We start from the raw sequence: 26,419 nt of genomic DNA, 5'->3' as shown, positions 1-26,419 counted from the left end.
CACCCTTTTATTTTCTATCTCTATCTTTCAATGGAAGATTAAACGCTTCTAATAAAGCTTTTGCTTCTTCGTTTGTTTTAGCACTTGTAGTAATACAAATGTCTAAACCTCGTATACCATCAGTTTTATCATAATCAATTTCTGGAAATACGATTTGTTCATGTATTCCCATGCTGTAGTTACCCGTTCCATCAAAAGATTTTGGATTTAAACCACGAAAATCTCTTACACGAGGTAAAGTTACAGAAATTAATCTATCTAAAAACTCATACATCCGTTCGCGCCTAAGCGTTACTTTACATCCTATAGGCCAACCTTCTCTAATTTTGAATCCGGCAATTGATTTCTTGGCTTTGGTAACAACTGGCTTTTGTCCAGAAATCAGAGTCATGTCTTCAACAGCGTGATTCATCACTTTTTTATCGCCTACAGCCTCACCAACCCCCATATTTAGAGTAATTTTAAGTACTCTAGGGACTTCCATAACGCTGGAATAGTTGAACCGTTTCATCATCATAGAGACGACGTCTTTCTTGTAAAATTCTTTAAGTCTCGCCATTTCAATCACCTAGTTAAACGCGGTCAATTATTTCATCGTTAGATTTAAAATATCTAACTTTTTTACTAACGCCGTCATCCTCAAGATACTTAAAGCCGACTTTATCTGCTTTTTTAGTTATGGGGTTGTAATGAGCAACGTTTGAAACGTGTAGTGGAGCCTCACGAGTGATTATTCCACCTTTATTTTCAGGTTTTTGAGGATTAGGCTTAACGTGTTTCTTAATTAAGTTACCACCCTCTACCACTACGCTATCAACAAGTACCCGCAGAACTTTGCCCACATGACCTTTGCTTTTACCAGCGATGACAATCACCTCATCACCCGTTCTAATACGTTTCATATCTAATCCTTCTCACAAAACTTCTTCAGCCAGAGATATTATTTTCATAAATCTCTCTCGTAGCTCGCGAGTAACGGGGCCAAATATACGAGTACCAATTGGCTCGTTTTGGTTGTTTAAAAGTACAGCTGCATTACCGTCAAAGCGGATTAGCGAACCATCGTCTCTTCTAACACCTTGAGCAGTACGTACTACAACGGCCTTCATTACAGCACCTTTTTTTACTTTACTTCTTGGTATTGCGTCTTTAATACTTACTTTAATTACATCACCTACGCGGGCATACCGCCTATGTGAGCCACCAAGTACTTTTATACACATTACCTTTCGTGCTCCGCTGTTGTCAGCCACTTCGAGCACTGTCTGCATTTGGATCATTTTATTCTCCAGCTCTAATTTCGACCAGAAAAAGGTTGCTGATTATATCAGGCCTTTTAGGGTTTTAAAAGTAAATCAACTCAGTTGATTAAGAAATTACTTCGACTAATACCCAGCTTTTCGTTTTAGAGAGTGGTCTTGACTCACGGACTTTCACAGTATTACCAATCTGGCATACTTGTTCTTCATCATGAGCGTGAATTTTTGTTCTACGTTTCATGATTTTTCCATACTTGGGATGTTTCACAGTTCGTTCAATCATCACAACTATAGTCTTGTCCATTTTGTCGCTAACTACTTTTCCAACCATTGTTCTGGCGTTTGATTCATTAGTAGACATGTCACTTACCTGCCTTTTCAGTCAACATTGTTTTTACTTTTGCCACTGATTTACGCACCATAGTAATGAGATGTGTTTTATCTAGTGAGCCACTTGCTTTTTTCATTCGTAAATTAAATTGTTCTTTACGTAATGAAAGCAATTCAGTTTGCAATTCTTCAATTGATAAATTGCGCAATTCATCTGTTTTTTTCATTACATTACCGTCCGTTCTTCAAATATTACTTTGAAAGGAAGTTTTGCTTTGGCAAGATCAAACGCTTCAATAGCCAGTTCTCTTGTTACGCCTTCCATTTCAAATAAAACCTTACCTGGTTGAATTTGAGCCACCCAATATTCAACACTACCTTTACCTTTACCTTGTCTCACTTCTAAAGGCTTTTGTGTGATAGGTTTATCTGGAAATACTCTAATCCAAATTTTACCACCACGCTTAATGTGACGTGTCATAGCTCGTCGTGCTGCTTCTATTTGTCTCGCGGTTAGACGACCACGCTCTAGTGCCTTCAGACCAAATTCACCAAAACTAATTTTGCTGCCTCTTAAAGCTAAACCTCTGTTTCGGCCTTTCATCTGTTTTCGGTATTTAGTACGCTTTGGTTGTAACATGATTCTTAATCCTCACTCACTGGGCGCTGTCTGACAATCTTTTCTTTTGAGGGAGAATTTCGCCCTTGAAGATCCAGACTTTAACACCAATAATTCCGTAGGTAGTTTTAGACTCTGCAGTACCGTAATCGATATCAGCTCTAAATGTATGTAATGGTACGCGACCTTCTCTATACCACTCGCTTCGGGCTATCTCAGCTCCACCAAGACGACCACTTACACAAATTTTTATTCCTTTTGCCCCTGATTTCATAGCTGAAGTTACTGCGCGCTTCATAGCTCTTCTAAACATCACGCGTTGTTCCAGCTGTTGAGCAATACCTTCAGCAACAAGAGTAGAGTCTAATTCAGGCTTTTTTATCTCTTCTATATTTAAGTGAACTGGAACACCTAACTTAGCAGAAATTTCCTTACGCAAAGTTTCAATGCCGCCACCTTTTTTTCCAATAATCACACCAGGTCTAGCTGAGAGTATGGTTACTACAGCATTATTTGCCGGCCGCTCTATTAGAATCTTACTAACAGCAGCTGCCATTAGTTTCTTCTTTAGTTCAGTTCGTAATTTAATGTCTTGAATCAAAAACTCAGCATAACGTTTACCTGCAAACCATTTAGAGTTCCAGTCTTTGATAATTCCAAGGCGTATGCCTATTGGGTTAACTTTTTGTCCCATTGCTATTCCTCGTCAGAAACTTTAATCATGATATGGCAGGTACGTTTACAAATTCTATTTGCACGACCCTTAGCTCTGGGACTAATACGTTTTAAAGTTGTTGCTTCATCAACGCAGACCATACCTACTTTAAGATCATCAATATCAGCTCCATTATTATTTTCAGCATTAGCAATGGCTGATTCTAACAATTTAAGCATTAATTGAGCACCTTTTTTTGGCGTAAACTTGAGAATATCAAGCGCACCAGATACTTTTTTATTTCGTATCATATCGGCCACCAATCTGCCCTTTTGAGCGGATAAAGGAGCGCCTTTTAACTTAGCTGTAACTTCCATCATATCCTCTTACTTGCCTTTAGCCTTTCTGTCACCAGAGTGGCCTTTGAATGTACGAGTCATGGCAAACTCACCTAGTTTGTGACCAACCATATTATCTGTAATGTAAACAGGAATGTGGTCTTTACCGTTATGCACAGCTATCGTTAAATCAATCATTTCAGGAACGATTGTCGAACGTCTAGACCAGGTTTTAATTGGTTTTTTTGATTTAGATTCGATAGCAGCTTCAACTTTGCTGATCAAATGTTGGTCGATAAATGGACCTTTTCTTATAGAACGAGACACTTGATATCCTCTCAATAATTATTTCTTTTTTCGCCGTCTGACAATGAAGCTATCAGTGCGTTTATTACTTCGGGTTTTATATCCCTTAGTTGGCATACCCCATGGTGAGACAGGATGACGCCCGCCAGAAGTACGACCTTCACCACCACCATGTGGGTGATCAACAGGGTTCATTGCAACACCACGAACAGTTGGACGAATTCCTCTCCAGCGTTTGGCTCCCGCTTTTCCTAGTGAACGTAAACTGTGTTCACTATTACTAACTTCGCCAATTACAGCACGACACAACACTAGAATTTTACGCATTTCACCTGAACGCAATCTCAACGTTGCATAAATTCCTTCTTTGGCAACAATTTGTCCACTACATCCGGCGCTTCGTAACATCTGGGCACCTTTACCAGGTTTCATCTCAACACAGTGTATGGTTGTACCAACCGGTATGTTTTTTAATGGCAAACAATTACCAACACTTATAGGTGAATCTGCACCACTAATGACAGTAGCACCGACCTCTAAATTAGCAGGTGCAATTATATATCTTTTTTCACCATCTATATAACTTATCAGTGCTATAAGAGCGGTTCTGTTCGGATCATATTCAATACGTTCTACTTTAGCTGCGATACCATCTTTATCACGCTTGAAATCAACGAGTCTGTATTTCTGGCGCTGACCGCCACCTATATGCCTTACAGTAATTCGGCCCTGATTATTCCGTCCACCTGATTTCTTTAGTTTTTCAACTAAGGCAGCATGTGGCTTACCTTTATGGATATGGTGATGTACAACGCGAATCTCGCCACGTTTTCCAGGCGAAGTCGGTTTAGATTTTAATAGTGCCATCTTAATCTGCCTTATTCGGTAACTGTAAAGTCTATATCTTGATCAGCATGAAGAGATACAAAAGCTTTTTTCCAATCACTACGTTTTCCAGAAGTTTGTTTAAAACGTTTTGATTTTCCCTTCACATTAATTACAGATACATTTCTAACTTTAACGTTAAATATATGCTCTACAGCCATTTTAATTTCAGTTTTAGTTGCATTTTTCAGTACTTTGAAAGTGAACTGTTTAAACTTATCGGCCATGACAGTAGCCTTTTCAGAAGTATGTGGCTCACGCAGAACCATCATCAATCTCTCAGCATTCATTGTAACTGTTCCTCAATTTTTTTAATTGCAGCTTCTGTAACAACAACTTTTTCAAATCTGAGTAACGAAACAGGATCTATAGTTGTAACATCACAGATATCATAGTCAATTAAGTTTCTTGAACCTAAGTACTCACTTTCACCAACTTCGTTCATAATAATCAGTGCATTTTTAATGTTCAACTGATTCATCTTGCTGATAAAGTCTTTTGTCTTGTGGGTTTCACATTGAAAATCACTCACGACAACTAAGTTCCCGGTACGACAAAGTTCGGAGATTATACTACGTAATGCACGTTTGTACATTTTTTTATTAAGTTTTTGTGAATAATCTCGTTTCTTAGACGCAAAGGTTACTCCACCGCTTCTCCACAGAGGACTACGAATAGTACCTGCTCTTGCTCGACCAGTACCTTTTTGATTCCAAGGTTTTTTACCCCCACCTCTGACTTCAGAGCGGGATTTTTGCGCACTATTACCACTTCGCGCATTATTCATGTATGTTACAACAGCTTGGTGAACCAAACCTTCGTTGTAAGCATAAGCAAATACATCTTGATTAAGTTGTAGTTGGCTGTTTGTATCTATAGTAGTAATTTCCATCACTCACCTCTTGCTTGCTTTTTTACTGCAGGCTTAACTTCTACTCGAGTACCAGGGGCACCAGGAATTGCACCTTTAATAAGTAATAAGTTCCTTTCAGCATCAACTCGCACAAGTTCAAGGCTTTGAACCGTACAACGAGCATTACCCATGTGTCCAGCCATTTTTTTACCCTTGAACACACGCCCTGGGGTCTGGTTTTGACCGATAGAACCTGGAACACGGTGCGATCTCGAATTACCGTGAGTTGCATCCTGAGTTCTAAAATTATATCTTTTCACAGTACCCGCAAATCCTTTACCTTTACTGACGCCAGATACATCAACATGCTGTCCTGCAGTGAATATATCCGCTACAGAAATTACTTGTCCTAATTTGAAAGCATCTTCAGAATCAAGATGAAATTCAACTTGCATATCACCTGCTTCTATCTCTGCTTTAGCAAAGTGACCTGTCATAGGTTTGCTCACCTTACTTGCTTTTTTGATTCCGCCTGTTAATTGAACAGCAGAATAACCATCAACTTCTTCAGTTTTTATCTGAGAAATACGATTTGGATGCACTTCAACCACCGATACAGGAACAGAAATTCCCTCTGGCGTGAAGACACGTGTCATACCGATTTTACGGCCTAATAAACCGATCATTGTAGCACCTCTTTAATATCCTTCACCTTAATGTTTAGTCATCAAGGCTTATCTGAACATCAACCCCAGCAGCCAGATCCAACTTCATCAATGCATCTACTGTTTTCTCAGTTGGATGAACAATAACGATCAGGCGTTTATGAGTACGTAATTCGTATTGATCTCGCGCATCTTTGTTTACATGCGGTGAGGTTAATACAGTAAATTTTTCCTTGCGGATAGGCAACGGTATTGGTCCACGAATTTGTGCACCAGTACGCTTTGCTGTCTCAACGATTTCAGCGGTTGATATGTCTATCAACCGATGATCAAAGGATTTTAATCTTATTTTAATGTTTTGATTGCTACTCATTATAATTACTCGATTATTTTAGCGACAACACCGGCGCCTACAGTACGGCCACCTTCCCGAATTGCGAAACGTAAACCTTCAGTCATCGCGATTGGTGCATGCAAATTAATAACTAATTGTACGTTATCTCCTGGCATTACCATTTCAATTCCAGATGGTAGGTCACAAGTACCTGTTACGTCTGTTGTTCTGAAATAGAACTGAGGACGATATCCATTAAAGAATGGCGTATGACGACCACCTTCTTCTTTAGACAACACATACACTTCTGCTTCAAACTTAGTGTGCGGTTTAATTGTGCCTGGTTTAGCTAATACCTGACCACGCTCAACCTCATCACGTTTGGTTCCACGCAGTAACACACCTACGTTATCTCCAGCACGACCTTCATCAAGCAATTTACGGAACATCTCAACGCCTGTGCAAATCGTCTTTTGAGTGTCGTGAATTCCTACAATCTCAACTTCTTCGCCAACTTTAACTATTCCACTTTCTACACGACCAGTAACAACTGTTCCACGGCCAGAGATAGAAAACACGTCTTCTATTGGTAACAAAAATGGTTTGTCAATATTACGAACCGGCTCAGGTATGTAAGAATCCAATGTTTCAACCAGTTTCTCAATTGAAGGGACACCAATTTCACTCGTGTCTCCTTCCAACGCTTTCAGCGCAGATCCAACAATAATAGGAATATCATCACCTGGAAAATCATAGCTGCTCAGCAGATCACGAACTTCCATTTCTACTAATTCAAGCAACTCAGCATCATCAACCATGTCCGCTTTATTCATGTACACAACAATATAAGGTACGCCTACTTGCCGTGATAATAGAATATGCTCTCTAGTTTGAGGCATCGGACCATCAGCAGCTGATACAACTAATATCGCCCCGTCCATTTGTGCAGCACCCGTGATCATGTTTTTAACATAGTCAGCATGTCCTGGGCAATCTACGTGCGCGTAGTGTCTATTTGAAGATTCATATTCAACGTGTGCTGTAGAAATAGTAATACCACGCTCACGCTCTTCTGGTGCTGCGTCAATTTGATCATACGCTTTTGCAGTGCCACCAAATTTCTTCGCCATGATCGTTGTAATCGCAGCTGTTAGTGTCGTTTTCCCATGATCTACGTGACCAATTGTACCCACATTTACGTGGGGCTTTTTACGTTCAAACTTTTCCTTCGCCATTTCAATAACCTCATTAACTTTTATTGTTTCTTGATAATTGCTTCAGCAATATTGTTTGGTGCTTCAGCGTACTTAGAAAATTCCATCGTGTATGTTGCTCTTCCTTGAGTAGCAGAACGTAAATCGGTTGAATAACCAAACATCTCTGCAAGTGGCACTTCTGCTCTAACAATTTTACCAGCTGGTGAATCTTCCATACCTTGTACTAAACCACGGCGTCTGTTAAGGTCACCCATAACATCCCCCATGTAGTCCTCGGGAGTAACAACTTCTACAGCCATAATAGGCTCAAGCAGGACTGGTTTAGCTTTTAACGCACCTTGCCTGAAGCACTGAGAACCTGCAATTTTGAATGCCATTTCACTAGAATCTACTTCATGGAATGAACCATCAAACAGAGTGACTTTAACATCAACTACCGGGTAGCCAGCAATAACACCATTTTGTAATTGCTCCTGAACTCCTTTATCTACTGCGGGAATGTATTCTTTAGGAATCACACCACCTACAATCGCATTGATAAATTCGTAGCCTTTACCTGATTCTTGCGGCTCAATTTTCAACCATACGTGACCGTATTGACCACGACCACCTGATTGCCTTACAAACTTACCTTCTTGCTCTACTGCTTGTTTCAATGTTTCACGATAAGCCACTTGGGGTTTACCCACGTTAGCTTCAACATTAAACTCTCTTCTCATGCGATCGACAATAATCTCAAGATGGAGTTCACCCATACCCTCAATAATTGTTTGGCCTGATTCTTCATCAGTATGAACTCTAAAAGAAGGATCTTCCTGAGCCAATTTACCTAAAGCGATACCCATTTTTTCCTGGTCTGCCTTAGTTCTAGGCTCAACTGCTACTGCAATCACCGGATCTGGAAAATCCATTCTTTCTAATATAACCGGATTGTTTACATCGGAAAGAGTATCTCCCGTCATTACAGTTTTCAAACCTACTGCCGCTGCGATATCACCAGCCCTTACCTCTTTTATTTCCTCACGCGAATTGGCATGCATTTGAAGTAGACGGCCAATACGCTCCTTTTTACCCTTTACAGAGTTTAAAATGGTATCACCACATTTTAATACTCCTGAATAAGCTCTGAAATAGGTTAGTGTTCCAACAAACGGGTCAGTTGCAATCTTAAATGCCAAGGCTGAGAATGGTGCATCGTAGCTGGTTGCACGATGAGTTTCCTCACCATCTTCATCTATTCCCTGGATATCAGGGATATCAATAGGAGAAGGTAAATATTCAATTACACCATCCAAAACAGCCTGAACGCCTTTATTTTTAAAGGCAGATCCGCAAAATACCGGAACGATTTTATTGGTAACAGTAAGTTCCCGTAAGCCTTGCTTAATTTCTTGTTCAGAGAACACTTCACCTTCAAGATATTTACCCATCAGGTCTTCTGAAGCCTCTGCAGCCGCCTCGATAGCAAGAGAACGATATTCTTCACACTCCGCTTTTAATTCGTTTGGGATTTCTACGTACTTGAATGTCATCCCTTTGTTGTCTTCATCCCAATGAATGGCTTTCATTTTGATGATGTCTATAACACCTTTAAATTCTTCCTCTGCGCCAATAGGAATTTGTACTACAACAGGAGTGGAACCTAAACGTTGCTTAATCTGAGTAACAACCCGATGGAAATTTGCACCCATTCGATCCATTTTATTAACAAATACTATTCTTGGAACGCCATACTTATTTGCTTGACGCCATACTGTTTCAGATTGAGGCTCTACCCCGGATACTGAGTCAAACACAACTACGGCTCCATCAAGAACACGTAATGAACGCTCAACTTCAATCATGAAGTCAACGTGCCCAGGGGTATCAATGATGTTAATTCTATGTAATTCAAACTGCTTGTCCATACCAGACCAGTAACAAGTTGTTGCAGCTGAGGTAATGGTAATGCCGCGCTCCTGCTCCTGAACCATCCAGTCCATAGTTGCAGCTCCGTCGTGAACCTCACCAATCTTATGAGACATACCGGTGTAATAAAGTACACGCTCAGTTGTTGTGGTTTTTCCAGCATCAACGTGAGCTGCAATTCCTATGTTTCGATACAGTTTTAATGGAGTAGTTGGCACGGCGGTTCTCTCTCTTAGTTCCATCTAAAATGTGCAAACGCTTGGTTAGCTTTTGCCATTTTATGTGTGTCTTCACGTTTCTTCACTGCAGAGCCTTTACTTTCGAACGCATCCATCAGTTCTCCGGCCAAACGTAGCATCATACCTTTCTCACCACGTCCGCGGGCTGCTTGAACTATCCAACGCATTCCCAATGCAATGCTACGGTCATTTCTAACTTCAACAGGCACCTGATATGTTGCACCACCAACTCGACGTGAACGAACTTCCACGCTGGGACGTACATTATCTAAGGCATCTTCAAAATAGCGAAGAACGGAACCAGAATTACTTCCAGTACCTGAATCACCTTCTTCATCAGATTTTTTAGTTTTCTTTACGCGCTCTTCCATTACAGACAAAGCACCATAAATAATTTTCTCAGCAGTTGATTTTTTACCACTGACCATTAATACGTTAATAAATTTTGCTAACAATTCACTATGATGCTTTGGATCTGGCAAAATTTCACGTTTGGGAACTTCTCTTCTTCTTGGCATCTCAATTTCCTACAATCAGTTATTTTTTATCTTTAGGTTTTTTTGTACCATACTTAGAACGACCTTGTTTACGATCGTTAACTCCTGATGTATCCAAACTACCCCTAACTGTGTGATAACGCACACCAGGTAAGTCTTTAACACGACCTCCCCTAATTAGAACAACAGAGTGTTCCTGTAGGTTATGGCCTTCGCCACCAATATATGATGAAACTTCAAATCCATTAGTTAACCGTACACGGGCAACCTTACGCATAGCTGAGTTAGGTTTTTTAGGTGTAGTAGTATAAACGCGTGTACATACTCCGCGTCTTTGTGGACATGACTCTAGTGCTGGTACGTTACTTTTTTTCTTTACGTCCACACGAGGCTTTCTTACTAACTGATTAATAGTAGCCATTTGTACTTAACTCCGATCTGTCTCTTGTGAATATTTCGAATGCATAAGGAGGCCGGATTCTATATAGGTACGGCAGATTTGTCAAGTTTAAACCTGCCGAATTTGAATCCAGATTAATGATCATGATTATCCGCGTTCAGTGCTTCACTTAACGCGTGCTCAACATCACTTGCAGTAACTGTATGCGTTGCATGGTCACCACCTGCTGCAGCCCTTGCTCTTTTTGCCTTTCGGCTCTGATGATAGGTATAACCTGTTCCTGCCGGAATCAAGCGACCAACCATCACATTTTCTTTTAAACCACGTAAATCATCGACTTTACCACTTACAGCAGCTTCAGTCAGAACTCTTGTTGTTTCCTGGAAAGATGCTGCAGAAATAAATGATTCTGTAGCCAAAGATGCTTTGGTAATACCTAATAAAATTGGTGTTCCTCTGGCAACTTGCTTTCCTTCTGCAATAAGTCTGTCATTTTCCTCAAGCATCACACTTTCTTCTATCTGCTCTCCAACGAGGAACTTTGAATCACCTGCAAATGTAATAACCCGTTTACGTAGCATTTGCCTGACAATTGTTTCTATGTGCTTGTCATTAATTTTTACACCTTGTAGGCGATATACGTCTTGTACTTCGTTTACGATGTAATTAGCTAATGCACCCACGCCAAGCAAACGCAAAATATCATGAGGATTAAGTGCACCTTCAGCAATTAACTCTCCGCGCTCAACATGTTCTCCTTCGAAAACTGATATATGACGCCATTTTGGAATCAATTCTTCATGACATTGATCTTCTGAGACATTAATAATCAATCTTCTCTTACCTTTAGTTTCCTTACCAAAGTTAACTAATCCTGAAACTTCAGCCATAACCGCTGAATCTTTAGGTTTACGTGCTTCAAAGAGATCCGCTACTCTTGGCAGCCCCCCTGTAATATCACGTGTCTTAGATCTTTCTTGTGGAATACGGGCAATAACATCGCCTATACCAACTAAACCACCATCTTCAAAATTAACAATAGCGTCAACAGGCAAATAATACTGTGCAGGCACATTGGTACCGGCTAGGAATATGTCTTCGCCCGTATCTGTAACTAACTTTACCATCGGTCTTAAATCACGACCAGCAGTACCACGTTGCTTCGCATCAATGATTACAATGTTACTTAAGCCCGTTAACTCGTCTGTTTGTCTGTTCATGGTCATACCATCAATTAAGTCGACAAACTTCAAATTACCAGCCACTTCCGAAATTACTGGATGAGTATGTGGATCCCATGTAGCAATTACTTGCCCGGCTTCAACAGCAGAATTATCTTGGGCGGATATTACAGCACCGTATGGAAGTTTATAACGTTCGCGCTCACGACCAAACTCATCAACGATGGTTACTTCACCCGAACGGGATACGGCTACCAGATTTTTATTCTCGTGAGTTACCGTTTTAATATTATGTAAACGAATAACCCCTTTGGTTTTAATCTGAATATTATTCGCAGCAGTGGCTCTCGATGCAGCTCCCCCGATATGGAAGGTACGCATCGTTAACTGAGTTCCAGGCTCGCCTATTGACTGAGCAGCTATAATACCTACAGCTTCACCGGTATTTACCTTATGTCCTCTTGCCAAATCACGACCATAACAGGCCGCACATAAACCAAAACGGGTTTGACATGTAATTGGTGAGCGCACCATAATCTGGTCAACGCCTTGTTTTTCTAAACGCTCAACCCACTCTTCGTCTAATAAAGTACCTGCTTTTACAACAGGTTCACTTTGGTTTGGGATAAAGACATCTGCTGCTACTACTCGCCCTAAAACTCGTTCGTGTAATGGTTCAACTATGTCGCCACCCTCAATCAAAGGTTGCATTAATATACCTGTATCTACACCACAATCATCTTCTGTAATCACAACGTCTTGAGCTACGTCAACCAAACGTCTTGTCAGATATCCAGAGTTCGCTGTTTTTAACGCGGTATCTGCCAAACCTTTCCTTGCTCCATGAGTCGAAATAAAGTACTGGAATACATTTAATCCTTCACGGAAATTAGCTGTAATTGGAGTTTCAATAATCGAGCCATCAGGCGCCGCCATCAATCCGCGCATTCCAGCCAGTTGTCGTATCTGCGCTGCAGAACCCCTGGCACCGGAATCAGCCATCATGAAGATGGGGTTAAATGATTCTTGTCGAACTTTTTCACCTTTAGCGTTAATTACCTCTTCTGTGGCAATCTTGGTCATCATCGATTTAGCAACTAACTCATTAGTTCGTGACCAGATATCGATAACCTTATTATATCGCTCACCATTAGTTACTAAACCTGAACGGAATTGAGACTCAATTTCTCTAACTTCGTTATCGGCATGTTCAATAATAGTTGCCTTATCTTCAGGTATTTCCATATCTTCTATTCCAATAGATATACCTGAGCGAGTTGCATACTTAAAACCAGTATACATCAGCTGGTCAGCAAAAATAACGGTCTCTTTAAGACCAAAGTTTCTATAGCAATTATCGATTACCTTGGATATAACCTTTTTGGTCATCGTACGGTTAATATTAGCAAAGGGCATTCCTTTAGGTAATATCTCAGCAAGTATCGCACGACCTACCGTAGTTTCAACCAGATGATGCTCTGTTGAATCTTCCTCTTCTTTAAGCATGCGAATTTTAATTTTAGCGTGAATATCAAGATGTCCTGATTCATAAAAATTCTGCGCTTCCTGAGCACTTACATATATTTTGCCTTCGCCTAAAGCATTTACTTTCTCTCGAGTTAAGTAATAAAGACCAAGCACCACGTCCTGACTAGGGACAATAATTGGCTCACCACTTGCTGGAGACAGAATATTATTTGTCGACATCATTAACGAACGTGCTTCGAGCTGCGCCTCTAAGGTTAGTGGCACATGCACCGCCATTTGGTCTCCGTCAAAGTCTGCATTATATGCAGTACATACTAATGGATGTAACTGAATCGCTTTACCTTCGATCAATACCGGCTCAAATGCCTGAATACCTAACCTGTGCAGTGTAGGAGCACGATTTAATAAGATAGGATGTTCACGAATAACATCATCAAGAATATCCCAGACAACTGATTCTTCACGCTCTACCATTTTTTTTGCTGCTTTGATAGTAGTTGCTAAGCCCCTGAACTCCAACTTACTAAATATAAATGGCTTAAACAATTCGAGAGCCATTTTCTTTGGTAAACCGCATTGATGTAATCTTAAAGTAGGTCCCACAACAATAACGGAACGTCCTGAATAATCCACTCGTTTACCAAGCAGATTCTGACGAAAACGTCCTTGCTTGCCTTTAATCATATCGGCTAAAGATTTAAGCGGACGTTTGTTAGTTCCGGTAATAGCACGTCCACGGCGTCCATTATCAAGCAACGCATCGACAGATTCTTGTAACATTCTTTTTTCGTTTCGAACAATAATATCTGGAGCGTTTAAGTCAAGCAGCCGCTTCAAACGATTGTTACGATTAATAACCCTGCGATACAAATCATTAAGATCTGAAGTGGCAAATCTTCCTCCATCTAAGGGTACTAATGGCCTTAAATCGGGTGGAAGGACCGGCAAGACATCCATAATCATCCATTCGGGTTTATTGCCCGACTCATAGAATGCCTCAAGAAGCTTTAATCGTTTAGTAATTTTTTTAATCTTGGTTTCAGAATTAGTTGTAGGTAATTCTTCACGTAAGTTTTTTATCTCATCTTCTAAATCAATTTGACGTAACAAGTCACGGATAGCTTCTGCGCCCATGCGTGCATCGAACTCATCACCATATTGTTCCATTGCATCAAGGTAGACTTCATCATTTAGTAATTGACCACGCTCTAGTTCAGTCATTCCAGGATCAACAACAACAAAGGCTTCAAAATAGAGAACGCGCTCAATATCTCTTAAAGTCATATCAAGGAGCAAGCCTATTCTGGATGGAAGAGACTTTAAGAACCATATATGAGCTACTGGACTGGCAAGCTCAATATGACCCATGCGCTCACGTCTAACCTTTGCTAATGCCAGCTCAACACCGCATTTCTCACAAATAACGCCACGATGTTTTAGCCTTTTGTATTTTCCACACAAACATTCGTAGTCTTTTACGGGTCCGAATGTTTTAGCACAAAACAAACCATCTCGCTCTGGCTTAAAGGTGCGATAATTAATGGTTTCCGGTTTTTTTACTTCACCATAAGACCAGGATCGTATTAGCTCGGGAGAAGCCAATGCGATTTTAATAGCATCAAATTCTTCACTTTGCCCTTGTTGTTTGAGGATGCCTAATAGGTCACTCATTACAGGTGCTTTTCTCATTGGGTCGTTGTTGCTTAGAGTAGCCAAAGTCTATGCCTCCAAAAAATGGTTAGTCAGTATGTATCGCTGAACAGTTAATCGTGATCTAATTCGATATCAATTCCCAACGCCCTAATTTCTTTCAACAATACATTGAACGATTCAGGCATGCCTGGGTCCATACGATGGTCTCCATCGACTATATTTTTATAGATCTTTGTCCTACCTCCAACGTCATCTGATTTCACGGTCAACATTTCCTGTAAGGTATATGCTGCACCATAAGCTTCTAATGCCCAAACTTCCATTTCTCCGAATCGCTGTCCACCAAACTGGGCTTTACCACCTAGCGGTTGCTGGGTTACCAAACTATATGAACCAGTGGAACGAGCATGCATCTTATCATCAACCAGGTGATTTAGTTTCAGCATGTACATATATCCTACAGTAACCGGATTATCAAATTTGTTACCAGTTCTTCCATCTATCAGGGTAGTCTTTCCATCAGAAGGTAAATCCGCTAATTGCAACATTCTCTTGATTTCATCCTCTGATGCACCGTCAAATACCGGTGTAGCCATAGGAACGCCAGCCCGTAAATTATCAGCTAAACGGAATAACTCTTTTTCATTCAGACAATCAAGATTTACTCTTTTAATTTCATCATGATTGTAAATTTGATGCAGGAATGACTTAATATCTTCTGCTGTTTTTTTACTATCGAGCATTTGCGACACTTTGATACCTAGCCCTTTCGCTGCCAATCCAAGGTGAGTTTCCAATACCTGTCCAATATTCATACGTGAAGGTACGCCTAATGGATTGAGAACTATATCAACTGCAGTTCCATCTTCCATATGGGGCATATCTTCAACTGGAACAACAATTGAAATCACGCCTTTGTTACCGTGTCGACCAGCCATTTTATCACCGGGCTGAATTCGTCGTTTGACTGCCAAATAAACTTTAACAATTTTTAATACGCCAGGAGCCAAATCATCGCCCTGAATAATCTTCTTACGACTATCATTAAAACGCTTTTCCATTTCTTTTGATAAGAGTTCCAGCTGTTTTGCCAATTGCTCTAGCTGTTGGCTGACCTCATCATTATCCAGTCGAATATCAAACCATTTTTCTCTGTCTAATTTTTGTAAGTAAACTTCAGTAATTTTTGAATCTGGCTTTAGATTATTGGGGCCACCGTTAGCAACTTTATCTAAGAGCAAATTAGATACACGATGATAAATATCTTCTTCACGGATACGTCTCTCATCAATTAAGTCTTTGCGTACTCGAGCTAAATGCTCTTCTTCAATGCTTTTTGCCCGAGCGTCTTTATCGAGCCCATCTCGGGTGAATACCTGTACATCAATAACTGTCCCGTTCATTCCAGATGGCACACGAAGGGACGAGTCTTTTACGTCAGAGGCTTTTTCACCGAATATTGCGCGTAGCAATTTTTCTTCTGGTGTGAGCTGTGTTTCACCTTTAGGGGTTACTTTACCTACTAATATGTCGCCAGCGTTTACTTCTGCACCTATATAAACAACACCAGATTCATCCAGATTAGATAATGCAGACTCGCCAACATTAGGAATATCTGCAGTAATTTCTTCAGTACCCAGCTTGGTATCACGCGCGATACAGGTTAACTCCTCGATATGAATGGTTGTAAATCTGTCTTCTTGAACTATTCGTTCCGATATTAAAATCGAATCCTCAAAGTTATAACCATTCCAAGGCATAAATGCGACTAATAAATTTTGCCCCAACGCCAGCTCACCCATATCTGTACATGGACCATCTGCGAGAACATCACCGCGTTGGATGTAGTCACCTGTAGAGACAATTGGGCGCTGGTTAATACATGTATCCTGATTTGAGCGGAAGTATTTTGTAAGGTTATAGATATCTACCCCTGTTTCACCTGCTGTTGTTTCGTCATCATTTACTCGAACAACTATACGTGAAGCATCTACCAAATCAATTATTCCACCGCGTTTAGCAACAACGGAAACGCCTGAATCCGAAGCGACAATACGCTCCATTCCTGTTCCTACTAATGGTTTTTCTGAACGTAAGGTGGGAACTGCCTGACGCTGCATGTTCGATCCCATCAAAGCTCTGTTCGCATCATCATGTTCAAGGAAGGGAATTAATGAAGCAGCTACAGAAACGATTTGCTTAGGAGATACGTCCATATAATTAATTTTATCTGGAGTCGTTAAAGAAAATTCATTTTGGTGCCTACAAGGAACCAGGTCTGCCAAAATATTACCTTGTTCATCAAGCGCAACGCTTGACTGGGCGATATATTGGTCAACTTCTTCAATAGCGGACAAATACTCAATATCATCTGTAACACGCCCATTAACCACCTTACGACATGGTGTTTCAATAAATCCATAATCGTTTGTTCTGGCATAAACAGACAAAGAATTAATTAATCCAATGTTTGGACCCTCTGGAGTTTCAATAGGGCAGACTCGACCATAGTGAGTTGTATGAACGTCTCGAACCTCAAATCCTGCTCGCTCACGTGTTAAACCGCCTGGGCCTAATGCTGATACTCTTCGTTTATGTGTTACACCAGATAAGGGGTTAACCTGATCCATAAACTGAGACAGCTGACTGGAGCCAAAAAATTCTTTAACAGCCGCAGATACAGGTTTAGCATTAATTAAATCCTGTGGCATTAAATTCTCAGATTCAACAAGACTGAGTCGTTCCTTAACAGCACGTTCTACTCGGACTAAACCAACCCTAAATTGATTTTCAGCCATTTCACCGACACTTCGAACTCTACGGTTCCCTAAATGGTCAATGTCATCAACCATCCCGATACCGTTCCTGATGTCGATTAGTGTCTTAATAACAGCCATTATATCTTCTTTCGTTAAAGTACCTGGGCCGTCATCATTTTTTCTTCCGACACGTCGGTTGAATTTCATTCGACCGACAGCAGATAAATCATATCGATCATCAACAAAGAACAAGTTTTTGAATAATGCTTCAGCAGCTTCTTTGGTTGGTGGCTCACCAGGACGCATCATACGATAGATTTCAACCAGGGCTTCCAATTGGCTTGAAGTAGGATCAATTTTTAGAGTATCAGAGATGTATGATCCATGATCCAGATCATTAGTGTAAATCATGTCAACTTGAAGTATTCCGTTGCTGGCCATTGTATCTAATAATTCTTCGGTAATTTCGTCGTTAGCGTTAGCGACAAATTCACCGGTTAGCGTATCAACAACATTCTTAGCTAAAGTTTTACCAATTAAATAATCACGTGGTACAACCAAGTCTTGCATTTGACATTTTTCCATCTGCTTAATATGTCGCGCAGTAATTCTTCGACCTTGCTCTACTATTAATTCACCAGTTTCAGGAACAAGGATATCAAACGATGCAATCTCACCACGCAGCCTTTGTGGAATTAAATCAATATGATACTCGCCATTTTTGAGATGACAGCTGGTTACCTCAAAAAATTCGCCGAGAATATCTTCTGTTTCATATCCTAAAGCCCTTAGCAAAATACTAACGGGTAATTTTCGTCTTCTATCAATACGAACATAAACACAATCTTTGGGATCAAATTCAAAATCCAACCATGAGCCGCGATAAGGTATAATGCGCGCGGAATAAAGGAGTTTTCCCGATGAGTGGGTCTTACCTTTATCATGTTCGAATATAACCCCTGGAGAACGGTGTAATTGTGAAACAACTACTCTCTCAGTTCCATTTACAACAAATGTACCTACATCTGTCATTAGGGGGATTTCACCCATAAATACATCTTGCTCTCTAATATCTTTAACTGGTTTAGGATCATCGCTTGCTTCTTTATCAAGAACAACAAGTCTTATTTTAACCCGTAATGGTGCTGAATAGGTTAAACCTCGTAATTTACACTCACGCACATCAAATGCTGGTTCACCTAGTTTGTAACCAACATATTCAAGCCTTGCATTACCAGAAAAACTTTCAATAGGAAACACAGATGAGAATGCTGCATGCAGCCCGGTATTAAGATGTTCACTTAACTTACTATCAGCCTGGAGAAAATCCCTATAGGATTTAAGTTGAATTTCAAGCAGATTTGGTATTGCCATTTTATCAGTCTGCTTACCAAAGCTTTTGCGAAATCGTTTTTTCTCAGCATGTGAATATTGAGGTTTAGCTTCTGCAACGGCCATGGTGTTTCCTCTGTAAATTATTGATGACTTCAAACGCGTAAACCCAGCCATGTAAACATGACTGGGTCAAATAGTACTTTTATATCTTAATTATTTAACTTCTACTGTAGCACCAGCCTCTTCAAGCTCTTTCTTTATGCTAGCAGCTTCGTCTTTTGATACACCTTCTTTAACAGTTGAAGGAGCACCTTCTACCAAGTCTTTCGCTTCTTTTAAGCCAAGACCAGTTAAGCTACGAATTACTTTAATAACGCCAACTTTATTAGCACCAAAGCTTGTCATTACAACATTGAATTCTGTTTGCTCTTCAGCAGCAGCGGCAGCGGCACTTGGTGCAGCAACAGCTACGGCAGCAGCAGCAGCAGCAGATACGTTAAATTTTTCTTCCATTGCTTCGATTAATTCTACAACTTCCATAACAGACATGTTTGATATTGTTTCTAGAATTTCATTTTTTGACACAGCCATTACTAGCTCCTAATTATAAAATAAATTAATGATTAAGCGGGGTTATCCTGCTTTCTTATCTTTTACTGCTGCCAGAGTTCTCACTAGTTTAGCATGTGGCTCTGCAAGAGTACGGACAAATTTCTCAACTGGCGCTTTCATCACATACATTAACTTGGCTATTGCTTCATCACGAGTTGGCAAGCTTGCAACAACATCAATTTGATTTGCGTTGTATACTTTACCACCTACAGATAAGGCTTTAATCTCAAGTTTATCAAATGTTTTGATGAAGTCTTTAAGTAGTCTCGCTGCATCACTTGGTGCTTCTAGTGATAAAGCAATGAACAGTGGACCTACAAGTAAGTCACTTAAGCATTCAAATTCAGTGTTCTTAAAAGCTCTTCTTGTTAAAGTATTTCGTACAACCCGAAGATAAACACCTGATTTTCGTGCTTCACTACGTAACTGCGTCATTTGATTAACAGTTAAACCGCGATAATCAGCAACCACTGCTGAAATAGCCTTAGAGGCGACAGCAGTCACTTCCTCAACAACGGCTTTTTTTGCAGCTAAATTTAATGTCACGTTACTGACCTCCTAATTTGTACAAATCACAAGGATTTGACAGTTATGGTGGCCGTCTCAGATTATATTCGGAGCCGGTTCACCGTCTGCGCAGGAAATTAAGCTTTAGCACCTGCGGTCTTCGACGGCATGGAACCAAATCTATGCCGTGAATTCTCGAAATGGGTGGACATATTACACAGGTATTGATGAAATATCAATAGGTATTCCCGGGCCCATAGTTGTCGACAATGATATTTTTTTCAGATACTGACCTTTAGAAGAAGCAGGCTTTGCTTTTTTAAGATCATTGACTAATGCAGTTATATTTTCCAGTACATCATCTGCAGGAAAATCTGCTTTGCCAACTGAACAATGAATGATACCATTTTTATCTGTTCTATAGCGAACCTGTCCTGATTTTGCATCGTTGACAGCAGCTTCAACGTTTGTAGTTACAGTACCAACTTTAGGGTTAGGCATTAAACCTCTTGGGCCTAATATTTGTCCTAGTTGACCAACGATACGCATTGCATCAGGTGTTGCTATAACAACATCAAAGTCCATGTTGCCACTTTTTATCTGCTCTGCTAAATCTTCAAAACCCACTATATCAGCGCCAGCATTTTTTGCTTTAGTAGCGTTATCACCTTGAGCGAAAACAGCTACTCGTACAACTTTTCCTGTACCTTTTGGGAGATTAGTTGAAGAGCGCACAACTTGATCCGATTTACGTGGATCTACACCTAGGTTGACGCTAATATCCAAACTCTCACGAAACTTGGTTGAAGCAAATTGCTTTAAAAGCACTACTGCATCTTGCACGTTGTATAAATGATTCAGTTTAACCGTTTCTACAATTTTTTTTTGCTTTTTAGATAACTTTGACATGGTAACCCCTTATTCCAAACCTTCAACGTCAATACCCATGCTACGCGCCGTACCTGCAATACTTCTAACTGCTGCTGAAAGATCTGCCGCAGTTAAATCAGGTTTTTTGGTCTTTGCAATCTCTTCGAGTTGACTGACGTTTAGCTTAGCTACTTTTTTAGTATTAGGTGTACCGCTGCCACTTTGAATACCTGCAGCCTTTTTCAATAATACTGAGGCAGGAGGTGTTTTAGTAACGAAGGTAAAACTACGATCGGTATATACAGTAATCACAACTGGTGTAGGTAACCCTTGTTCCATTTGTTGTGTCGCCGCATTAAATGCTTTACAAAATTCCATAATATTTACACCACGCTGACCCAAAGCTGGACCAACTGGCGGACTTGGATTAGCTTTTCCTGCTGGAATTTGTAACTTAATATATGCTTCTACTTTTTTTGCCATTTCTACTCCTTATGGGTCATGCACCAGCTTATAGCGATAACTAGAGTATCTATCGTATAAAAAACCGGCTCCCCGTTTTTATAAACTGCTGTTATCTATTTTTTAGTTATGATTTTTCTACTTGACTAAATTCAAGCTCTACAGGTGTCGAACGTCCGAAAATAAGAACAGCGACTCTTAATCTACTCTTCTCGTAATTTACTTCTTCAACAACACCATTAAAGTCAACAAATGGCCCTTCTTTTACTCTGACAACTTCGCCAGGTTCGAAAAGTACTTTTGGTCTTGGTTTAGTTACGCCATCCTCAACTCGTTGCATAATAGCTTGGGCTTCTTTATCTGTAATTGGTGATGGCGTTTGGCTTGTGCCACCAATAAAACCCAATACTCTGGGTATTGCTCTTACCATATGCCAAGTTTGATCATCCATTATCATGTTGACCAATACATATCCCGGAAAAAATTTGCGTGTACTTTTGCGCTTCTGACCTGAACGCATTTCCACAACTTCTTCAGACGGCACGACTACCTCACCAATTTTATCTTGTAAACTATGATGAAGTGCGCGTGAAGTTATTTCACGCATTACAAAATTCTCATATCCTGAATAGGCATGAACAACGTACCACTGTTTAGATTTGAGTTCGTCCACCGTATTCACCCTAAATGTGTTATTTTAGCAATAGCCCACATCATCATGGAATCAACTCCCCAGAGTATAAATCCTGTCAATGTAACCATTACCATTACTATAGTTGTTGTTTGAATTGTTTCTTGCCGTGTAGGCCAAACAACCTTTAGCATCTCAACTTTTGCTTCCTGGGCAAATAAAAATACTTGCTTACCTTTAGTAGTCAAGTAGCCAAAGAATAAAGTTAAAACAAACCAGCCAAGCCATATCATAGCCTGAATTGGACCTGAAAAAGCGTAATAATAGGTACAGAAAAAGGCTGCCACAGTAATTATAATTACTGCCAGCCATGACAATATATCTTTTATGTTACTTTGGTTATCGTTTGAACTATTCATATTTACTTGGTAAGTTGGCAGGCCAGGAGGGAATCGAACCCCCAACCTGCGGTTTTGGAGACCGCCACTCTGCCAATTGAGCTACTGGCCTAAATTTCATTGGCATAAAATAACAATTTATGCCAACACAGCTACCCTTTACTCTATTATTTTCGCAACAACACCGGCGCCTACAGTACGGCCACCTTCCCGAATTGCGAAACGTAAACCTTCAGTCATCGCGATTGGTGCATGCAAATTAATAACTAATTGTACGTTATCTCCTGGCATTACCATTTCAATTCCAGATGGTAGGTCACAAGTACCTGTTACGTCTGTTGTTCTGAAATAGAACTGAGGACGATATCCATTAAAGAATGGCGTATGACGACCACCTTCTTCTTTAGACAACACATACACTTCTGCTTCAAACTTAGTGTGCGGTTTAATTGTGCCTGGTTTAGCTAATACCTGACCACGCTCAACCTCATCACGTTTGGTTCCACGCAGTAACACACCTACGTTATCTCCAGCACGACCTTCATCAAGCAATTTACGGAACATCTCAACGCCTGTGCAAATCGTCTTTTGAGTGTCGTGAATTCCTACAATCTCAACTTCTTCGCCAACTTTAACTATTCCACTTTCTACACGACCAGTAACAACTGTTCCACGGCCAGAGATAGAAAACACGTCTTCTATTGGTAACAAAAATGGTTTGTCAATATTACGAACCGGCTCAGGTATGTAAGAATCCAATGTTTCAACCAGTTTCTCAATTGAAGGGACACCAATTTCACTCGTGTCTCCTTCCAACGCTTTCAGCGCAGATCCAACAATAATAGGAATATCATCACCTGGAAAATCATAGCTGCTCAGCAGATCACGAACTTCCATTTCTACTAATTCAAGCAACTCAGCATCATCAACCATGTCCGCTTTATTCATGTACACAACAATATAAGGTACGCCTACTTGCCGTGATAATAGAATATGCTCTCTAGTTTGAGGCATCGGACCATCAGCAGCTGATACAACTAATATCGCCCCGTCCATTTGTGCAGCACCCGTGATCATGTTTTTAACATAGTCAGCATGTCCTGGGCAATCTACGTGCGCGTAGTGTCTATTTGAAGATTCATATTCAACGTGTGCTGTAGAAATAGTAATACCACGCTCACGCTCTTCTGGTGCTGCGTCAATTTGATCATACGCTTTTGCAGTGCCACCAAATTTCTTCGCCATGATCGTTGTAATCGCAGCTGTTAGTGTCGTTTTCCCATGATCTACGTGACCAATTGTACCCACATTTACGTGGGGCTTTTTACGTTCAAACTTTTCCTTCGCCATCGGAATTTCTCCCCGTTGCTAATTGATATTTACATGGTGCCCACAACTGGACTCGAACCAACGACCTCTTCCTTACCAAGGAAGTGCTCTACCGCCTGAGCTATGTGGGCTTAACATATCAGCTTGCTAACTCACGATGAACAAGCAAATATTTATACTACATTATTGGAGCGGGTGATGGGAATCGAACCCACGCTATCAGCTTGGAAGGCTGAAGTTCTACCATTGAACTACACCCGCTTTTATCTTTTTCTTTTAACTGGTGGAGGGGGAAGGATTCGAACCTTCGAAGGCAGAGCCGTCAGATTTACAGTCTGATCCCTTTGACCGCTCGGGAACCCCTCCAAAAAGAACGCTATTGTCTTTTAAGATCAAAGGAAAGTCAACTACTTAGTTAACGACCACTTCTACTTAGATGGTGCTGGCACCAGGAATCGAACCCGGGACCTACTGATTACAAGTCAGTTGCTCTACCAACTGAGCTACGCCAGCATTTTTGTTTTTACTTATTGTTGTAAAACTACTTTCGTAACTAAGATACTGATTTATTTCAGTATCCAGCCACTAATTAAACCCTGGCGATGACCTACTTTCACATGAGGAGACCTCACACTATCATCGGCGCATGTTCGTTTCACTTCTGAGTTCGAGAAGGGATCAGGTGGTTCCAAACCGCTATTGTCGCCAGGAAAACTGTTATACCGTTTGGTAAGGGGGGATTAATAAATCACACCAAGCCAAAAGGTCTGGTAAATCTTGAGGTAACACAAACTATTCTCTCTATCTCTTTATACTTACGGTACATAACCCAAAGTAACTCAGATTATATGGTCAAGACAATCAGCCAATTAGTACAAGTTAGCTTCACACATTACTGCGCTTCCACACCTTGCCTATCAACGTCGTAGTCTTCAACGGGCTTCATGGGAAAACTCATCTTGAGGGAGGCTTCCCGCTTAGATGCTTTCAGCGGTTATCCCTTCCGAACTTAGCTACCCGGCGATGCCACTGGCGTGACAACCGGTACACCAGAGGTTCGTCCACTCCGGTCCTCTCGTACTAGGAGCAGCTCCTCTCAATTTTCCTACGCCCACGGCAGATAGGGACCGAACTGTCTCACGACGTTCTAAACCCAGCTCGCGTACCACTTTAAATGGCGAACAGCCATACCCTTGGGACCTGCTTCAGCCCCAGGATGTGATGAGCCGACATCGAGGTGCCAAACACCGCCGTCGATATGAACTCTTGGGCGGTATCAGCCTGTTATCCCCGGAGTACCTTTTATCCGTTGAGCGATGGCCCTTCCATACAGAACCACCGGATCACTAAGACCTACTTTCGTACCTGCTCGAGCCGTCACTCTCGCAGTCAAGCACCCTTATGCCTTTACACTCTTGGTACGATGTCCGACCGTACCGAGGGTACCTTTGTGCTCCTCCGTTACTCTTTGGGAGGAGACCGCCCCAGTCAAACTACCCATCATACACTGTCCTCATCCCAGATAATGGGACCAAGTTAGAACCTCAATAACAACAGGGTGGTATTTCAAGGGTGGCTCCATCAGAACTAGCGTCCTCACTTCATAGCCTCCCACCTATCCTACACAGTTATCATCAAAGTCCAGTGCAAAACTATAGTAAAGGTTCACGGGGTCTTTCCGTCTAGCCGCGGGTACACTGCATCTTCACAGCGATTTCAATTTCACTGAGTCTCGGGTGGAGACAGTGTGGCCATCGTTACGCCATTCGTGCAGGTCGGAACTTACCCGACAAGGAATTTCGCTACCTTAGGACCGTTATAGTTACGGCCGCCGTTTACCGGGGCTTCGATCAAGAGCTTCTCCGAAGATGACCCCATCAATTAACCTTCCGGCACCGGGCAGGCGTCACACCCTATACGTCTTCTTACGAATTTGCAGAGTGCTGTGTTTTTAATAAACAGTCGCAGCCACCTGGTCTCTGCGGCCCTCACCAGCTTTGTTGCGCAGGCAACTAACCAGCAAGGGCGTACCTTCTCCCGAAGTTACGGTACCATTTTGCCTAGTTCCTTCACCCGAGTTCTCTCAAGCGCCTCAGTATTCTCTACCTGTCCACCTGTGTCGGTTTCCGGTACGGTTCTCTATAAGTTATGGCTAGCAGCTTTTCCTGGAAGCCTGGCATTAATGACTTCTCTGTACACCGAAATGTCAGAACCATGTCGTACCTCTGCGTTTAATAGGAAACCGGATTTGCCAAGTCTCCCCGCCTACATACACATACCGGGACAACCAACGCCCGGCTCATCTAGCCTTCTCCGTCCCCACATCACCACTTATAAAAAGTCCAGGAATATTAACCTGGTTCCCATCGACTACGCTCTTCAGCCTCGCCTTAGGGGCCGACTCACCCTGCTCCGATTAACGTCGTGCAGGAAACCTGGGACTTCCGGCGTGAGGGTTTTTCACCCTCATTATCGTTACTCATATCAGCATTCGCACTTCTGATACCTCCAGCAGACTTCTCAATCTACCTTCATCGGCCTACAGAACGCTCCCCTACCACGTACACATAAGTGCACATCCGCAGCTTCGGTGACTAGTTTAGCCCCGTTAAATCTTCCGCGCAGGCCGACTCGACCAGTGAGCTATTACGCTTTCTTTAAAGGATGGCTGCTTCTAAGCCAACCTCCT

The 26,419-nt window shown here is 41.2% G+C and carries 27 protein-coding genes, 5 tRNA genes and 2 rRNA genes (1 of these 34 only partly in view); all 34 read right to left on the bottom strand.

Annotated elements, in window-relative coordinates:
* Positions 1-7 precede the first annotated feature (7 nt).
* Positions 8-559 (bottom strand): 50S ribosomal protein L5, encoded by a 552-nt coding sequence (rplE, locus tag HRS36_RS01930; protein WP_173235994.1) that lies wholly within the window; start codon positions 557-559, stop codon positions 8-10.
* Positions 560-572: 13 nt separating this feature from the next.
* Positions 573-902: a 50S ribosomal protein L24 gene (gene rplX / locus HRS36_RS01925; protein ID WP_173235992.1), complete on the bottom strand. Its 330-nt coding sequence runs from the start codon at positions 900-902 to the stop codon at positions 573-575.
* Between the two features lie 12 nt (positions 903-914).
* Entirely contained in the window at positions 915-1,280 is a 366-nt protein-coding gene (gene rplN / locus HRS36_RS01920) for a 50S ribosomal protein L14 (protein ID WP_173235990.1), read from the bottom strand.
* A gap of 88 nt (positions 1,281-1,368) precedes the next feature.
* Positions 1,369-1,620 (bottom strand): 30S ribosomal protein S17, encoded by a 252-nt coding sequence (rpsQ, locus tag HRS36_RS01915; protein ID WP_173235988.1) that lies wholly within the window; start codon positions 1,618-1,620, stop codon positions 1,369-1,371.
* A gap of 1 nt (position 1,621) precedes the next feature.
* The gene (gene rpmC, locus HRS36_RS01910; protein ID WP_173235986.1) at positions 1,622-1,816 is read right to left on the bottom strand and encodes a 50S ribosomal protein L29; all 195 of its coding nucleotides are present in this window, start codon (positions 1,814-1,816) and stop codon (positions 1,622-1,624) included.
* Entirely contained in the window at positions 1,816-2,229 is a 414-nt protein-coding gene (rplP, locus tag HRS36_RS01905) for a 50S ribosomal protein L16 (RefSeq protein WP_173235984.1), read from the bottom strand. Before rplP ends, rpmC begins: the two co-directional genes overlap by 1 nt.
* A gap of 16 nt (positions 2,230-2,245) precedes the next feature.
* Positions 2,246-2,902 carry a 30S ribosomal protein S3 gene (gene rpsC, locus HRS36_RS01900; protein WP_173235982.1) on the bottom strand — a complete coding sequence of 219 codons (657 nt, stop codon included), beginning with the start codon at positions 2,900-2,902 and terminating at the stop codon, positions 2,246-2,248.
* A gap of 2 nt (positions 2,903-2,904) precedes the next feature.
* The gene (rplV, locus tag HRS36_RS01895) at positions 2,905-3,240 is read right to left on the bottom strand and encodes a 50S ribosomal protein L22 (RefSeq protein WP_173238415.1); all 336 of its coding nucleotides are present in this window, start codon (positions 3,238-3,240) and stop codon (positions 2,905-2,907) included.
* Positions 3,241-3,249: 9 nt separating this feature from the next.
* Positions 3,250-3,528, bottom strand: a complete 279-nt coding sequence (rpsS, locus tag HRS36_RS01890) for a 30S ribosomal protein S19 (protein ID WP_173235980.1) — start codon at positions 3,526-3,528, stop codon at positions 3,250-3,252.
* A gap of 18 nt (positions 3,529-3,546) precedes the next feature.
* Positions 3,547-4,374 (bottom strand): 50S ribosomal protein L2, encoded by an 828-nt coding sequence (rplB, locus tag HRS36_RS01885; protein ID WP_173235978.1) that lies wholly within the window; start codon positions 4,372-4,374, stop codon positions 3,547-3,549.
* An 11-nt stretch (positions 4,375-4,385) separates the two neighbouring features.
* Positions 4,386-4,682 (bottom strand): 50S ribosomal protein L23, encoded by a 297-nt coding sequence (gene rplW, locus HRS36_RS01880; protein WP_173235976.1) that lies wholly within the window; start codon positions 4,680-4,682, stop codon positions 4,386-4,388.
* A complete protein-coding gene (gene rplD / locus HRS36_RS01875) occupies positions 4,679-5,284 on the bottom strand; it encodes a 50S ribosomal protein L4 (protein ID WP_173235974.1) in 606 nt (201 codons plus the stop codon). The genes rplW and rplD overlap by 4 nt, the downstream gene beginning before the upstream one ends.
* The gene (rplC, locus tag HRS36_RS01870; protein WP_173235972.1) at positions 5,284-5,931 is read right to left on the bottom strand and encodes a 50S ribosomal protein L3; all 648 of its coding nucleotides are present in this window, start codon (positions 5,929-5,931) and stop codon (positions 5,284-5,286) included. The genes rplD and rplC overlap by 1 nt, the downstream gene beginning before the upstream one ends.
* Before the next feature lie 34 nt (positions 5,932-5,965).
* A complete protein-coding gene (gene rpsJ, locus HRS36_RS01865) occupies positions 5,966-6,283 on the bottom strand; it encodes a 30S ribosomal protein S10 (RefSeq protein WP_173235970.1) in 318 nt (105 codons plus the stop codon).
* Positions 6,284-6,288: 5 nt separating this feature from the next.
* Positions 6,289-7,479: an elongation factor Tu gene (gene tuf / locus HRS36_RS01860; RefSeq protein WP_173235947.1), complete on the bottom strand. Its 1,191-nt coding sequence runs from the start codon at positions 7,477-7,479 to the stop codon at positions 6,289-6,291.
* A gap of 20 nt (positions 7,480-7,499) precedes the next feature.
* Positions 7,500-9,611, bottom strand: a complete 2,112-nt coding sequence (gene fusA, locus HRS36_RS01855) for an elongation factor G (protein WP_173235968.1) — start codon at positions 9,609-9,611, stop codon at positions 7,500-7,502.
* Positions 9,602-10,126 carry a 30S ribosomal protein S7 gene (gene rpsG, locus HRS36_RS01850; protein ID WP_173235966.1) on the bottom strand — a complete coding sequence of 175 codons (525 nt, stop codon included), beginning with the start codon at positions 10,124-10,126 and terminating at the stop codon, positions 9,602-9,604. The genes fusA and rpsG overlap by 10 nt, the downstream gene beginning before the upstream one ends.
* A gap of 19 nt (positions 10,127-10,145) precedes the next feature.
* Positions 10,146-10,526: a 30S ribosomal protein S12 gene (rpsL, locus tag HRS36_RS01845; protein ID WP_010654837.1), complete on the bottom strand. Its 381-nt coding sequence runs from the start codon at positions 10,524-10,526 to the stop codon at positions 10,146-10,148.
* 113 nt (positions 10,527-10,639) lie between these two features.
* Entirely contained in the window at positions 10,640-14,845 is a 4,206-nt protein-coding gene (gene rpoC, locus HRS36_RS01840) for a DNA-directed RNA polymerase subunit beta' (protein ID WP_173235964.1), read from the bottom strand.
* A gap of 92 nt (positions 14,846-14,937) precedes the next feature.
* A complete protein-coding gene (gene rpoB, locus HRS36_RS01835) occupies positions 14,938-19,044 on the bottom strand; it encodes a DNA-directed RNA polymerase subunit beta (protein WP_173235962.1) in 4,107 nt (1,368 codons plus the stop codon).
* Positions 19,045-19,134: 90 nt separating this feature from the next.
* On the bottom strand, positions 19,135-19,512 hold the full coding sequence (gene rplL, locus HRS36_RS01830; protein WP_173235960.1) for a 50S ribosomal protein L7/L12: 378 nt from the start codon (positions 19,510-19,512) through the stop codon (positions 19,135-19,137).
* 42 nt (positions 19,513-19,554) lie between these two features.
* A complete protein-coding gene (rplJ, locus tag HRS36_RS01825; protein ID WP_173235958.1) occupies positions 19,555-20,079 on the bottom strand; it encodes a 50S ribosomal protein L10 in 525 nt (174 codons plus the stop codon).
* 174 nt (positions 20,080-20,253) lie between these two features.
* Positions 20,254-20,949, bottom strand: coding sequence for a 50S ribosomal protein L1 (gene rplA / locus HRS36_RS01820; RefSeq protein WP_173235956.1), 696 nt, complete (start codon positions 20,947-20,949; stop codon positions 20,254-20,256).
* Between the two features lie 9 nt (positions 20,950-20,958).
* Positions 20,959-21,393, bottom strand: coding sequence for a 50S ribosomal protein L11 (gene rplK, locus HRS36_RS01815; protein WP_173235954.1), 435 nt, complete (start codon positions 21,391-21,393; stop codon positions 20,959-20,961).
* 106 nt (positions 21,394-21,499) lie between these two features.
* A complete protein-coding gene (gene nusG, locus HRS36_RS01810) occupies positions 21,500-22,045 on the bottom strand; it encodes a transcription termination/antitermination protein NusG (protein ID WP_173235951.1) in 546 nt (181 codons plus the stop codon).
* A 5-nt stretch (positions 22,046-22,050) separates the two neighbouring features.
* Positions 22,051-22,422, bottom strand: a complete 372-nt coding sequence (secE, locus tag HRS36_RS01805) for a preprotein translocase subunit SecE (protein WP_173235949.1) — start codon at positions 22,420-22,422, stop codon at positions 22,051-22,053.
* Positions 22,423-22,437: 15 nt separating this feature from the next.
* Positions 22,438-22,513, bottom strand: a tRNA-Trp gene (locus HRS36_RS01800).
* Positions 22,514-22,560: 47 nt separating this feature from the next.
* Positions 22,561-23,751, bottom strand: coding sequence for an elongation factor Tu (gene tuf, locus HRS36_RS01795; protein ID WP_173235947.1), 1,191 nt, complete (start codon positions 23,749-23,751; stop codon positions 22,561-22,563).
* Between the two features lie 34 nt (positions 23,752-23,785).
* A tRNA-Thr gene (locus HRS36_RS01790) sits at positions 23,786-23,861 on the bottom strand.
* A 56-nt stretch (positions 23,862-23,917) separates the two neighbouring features.
* A tRNA-Gly gene (locus tag HRS36_RS01785) sits at positions 23,918-23,991 on the bottom strand.
* Positions 23,992-24,011: 20 nt separating this feature from the next.
* Positions 24,012-24,096 (bottom strand) — tRNA-Tyr (locus HRS36_RS01780).
* A gap of 71 nt (positions 24,097-24,167) precedes the next feature.
* A tRNA-Thr gene (locus HRS36_RS01775) sits at positions 24,168-24,243 on the bottom strand.
* An 81-nt stretch (positions 24,244-24,324) separates the two neighbouring features.
* Positions 24,325-24,440: ribosomal RNA gene (gene rrf, locus HRS36_RS01770) — 5S ribosomal RNA — on the bottom strand.
* Between the two features lie 138 nt (positions 24,441-24,578).
* Positions 24,579-26,419, bottom strand: a 23S ribosomal RNA gene (locus tag HRS36_RS01765); it runs 1,057 nt beyond the window's last position.

This window comes from Legionella antarctica, from assembly GCF_011764505.1.
GTDB classification, from domain to species: domain Bacteria; phylum Pseudomonadota; class Gammaproteobacteria; order Legionellales; family Legionellaceae; genus Legionella; species Legionella antarctica.
Note: the sequence above shows the minus strand (reverse complement) of the source record. Positions and strands in the feature narration are given on the sequence as shown.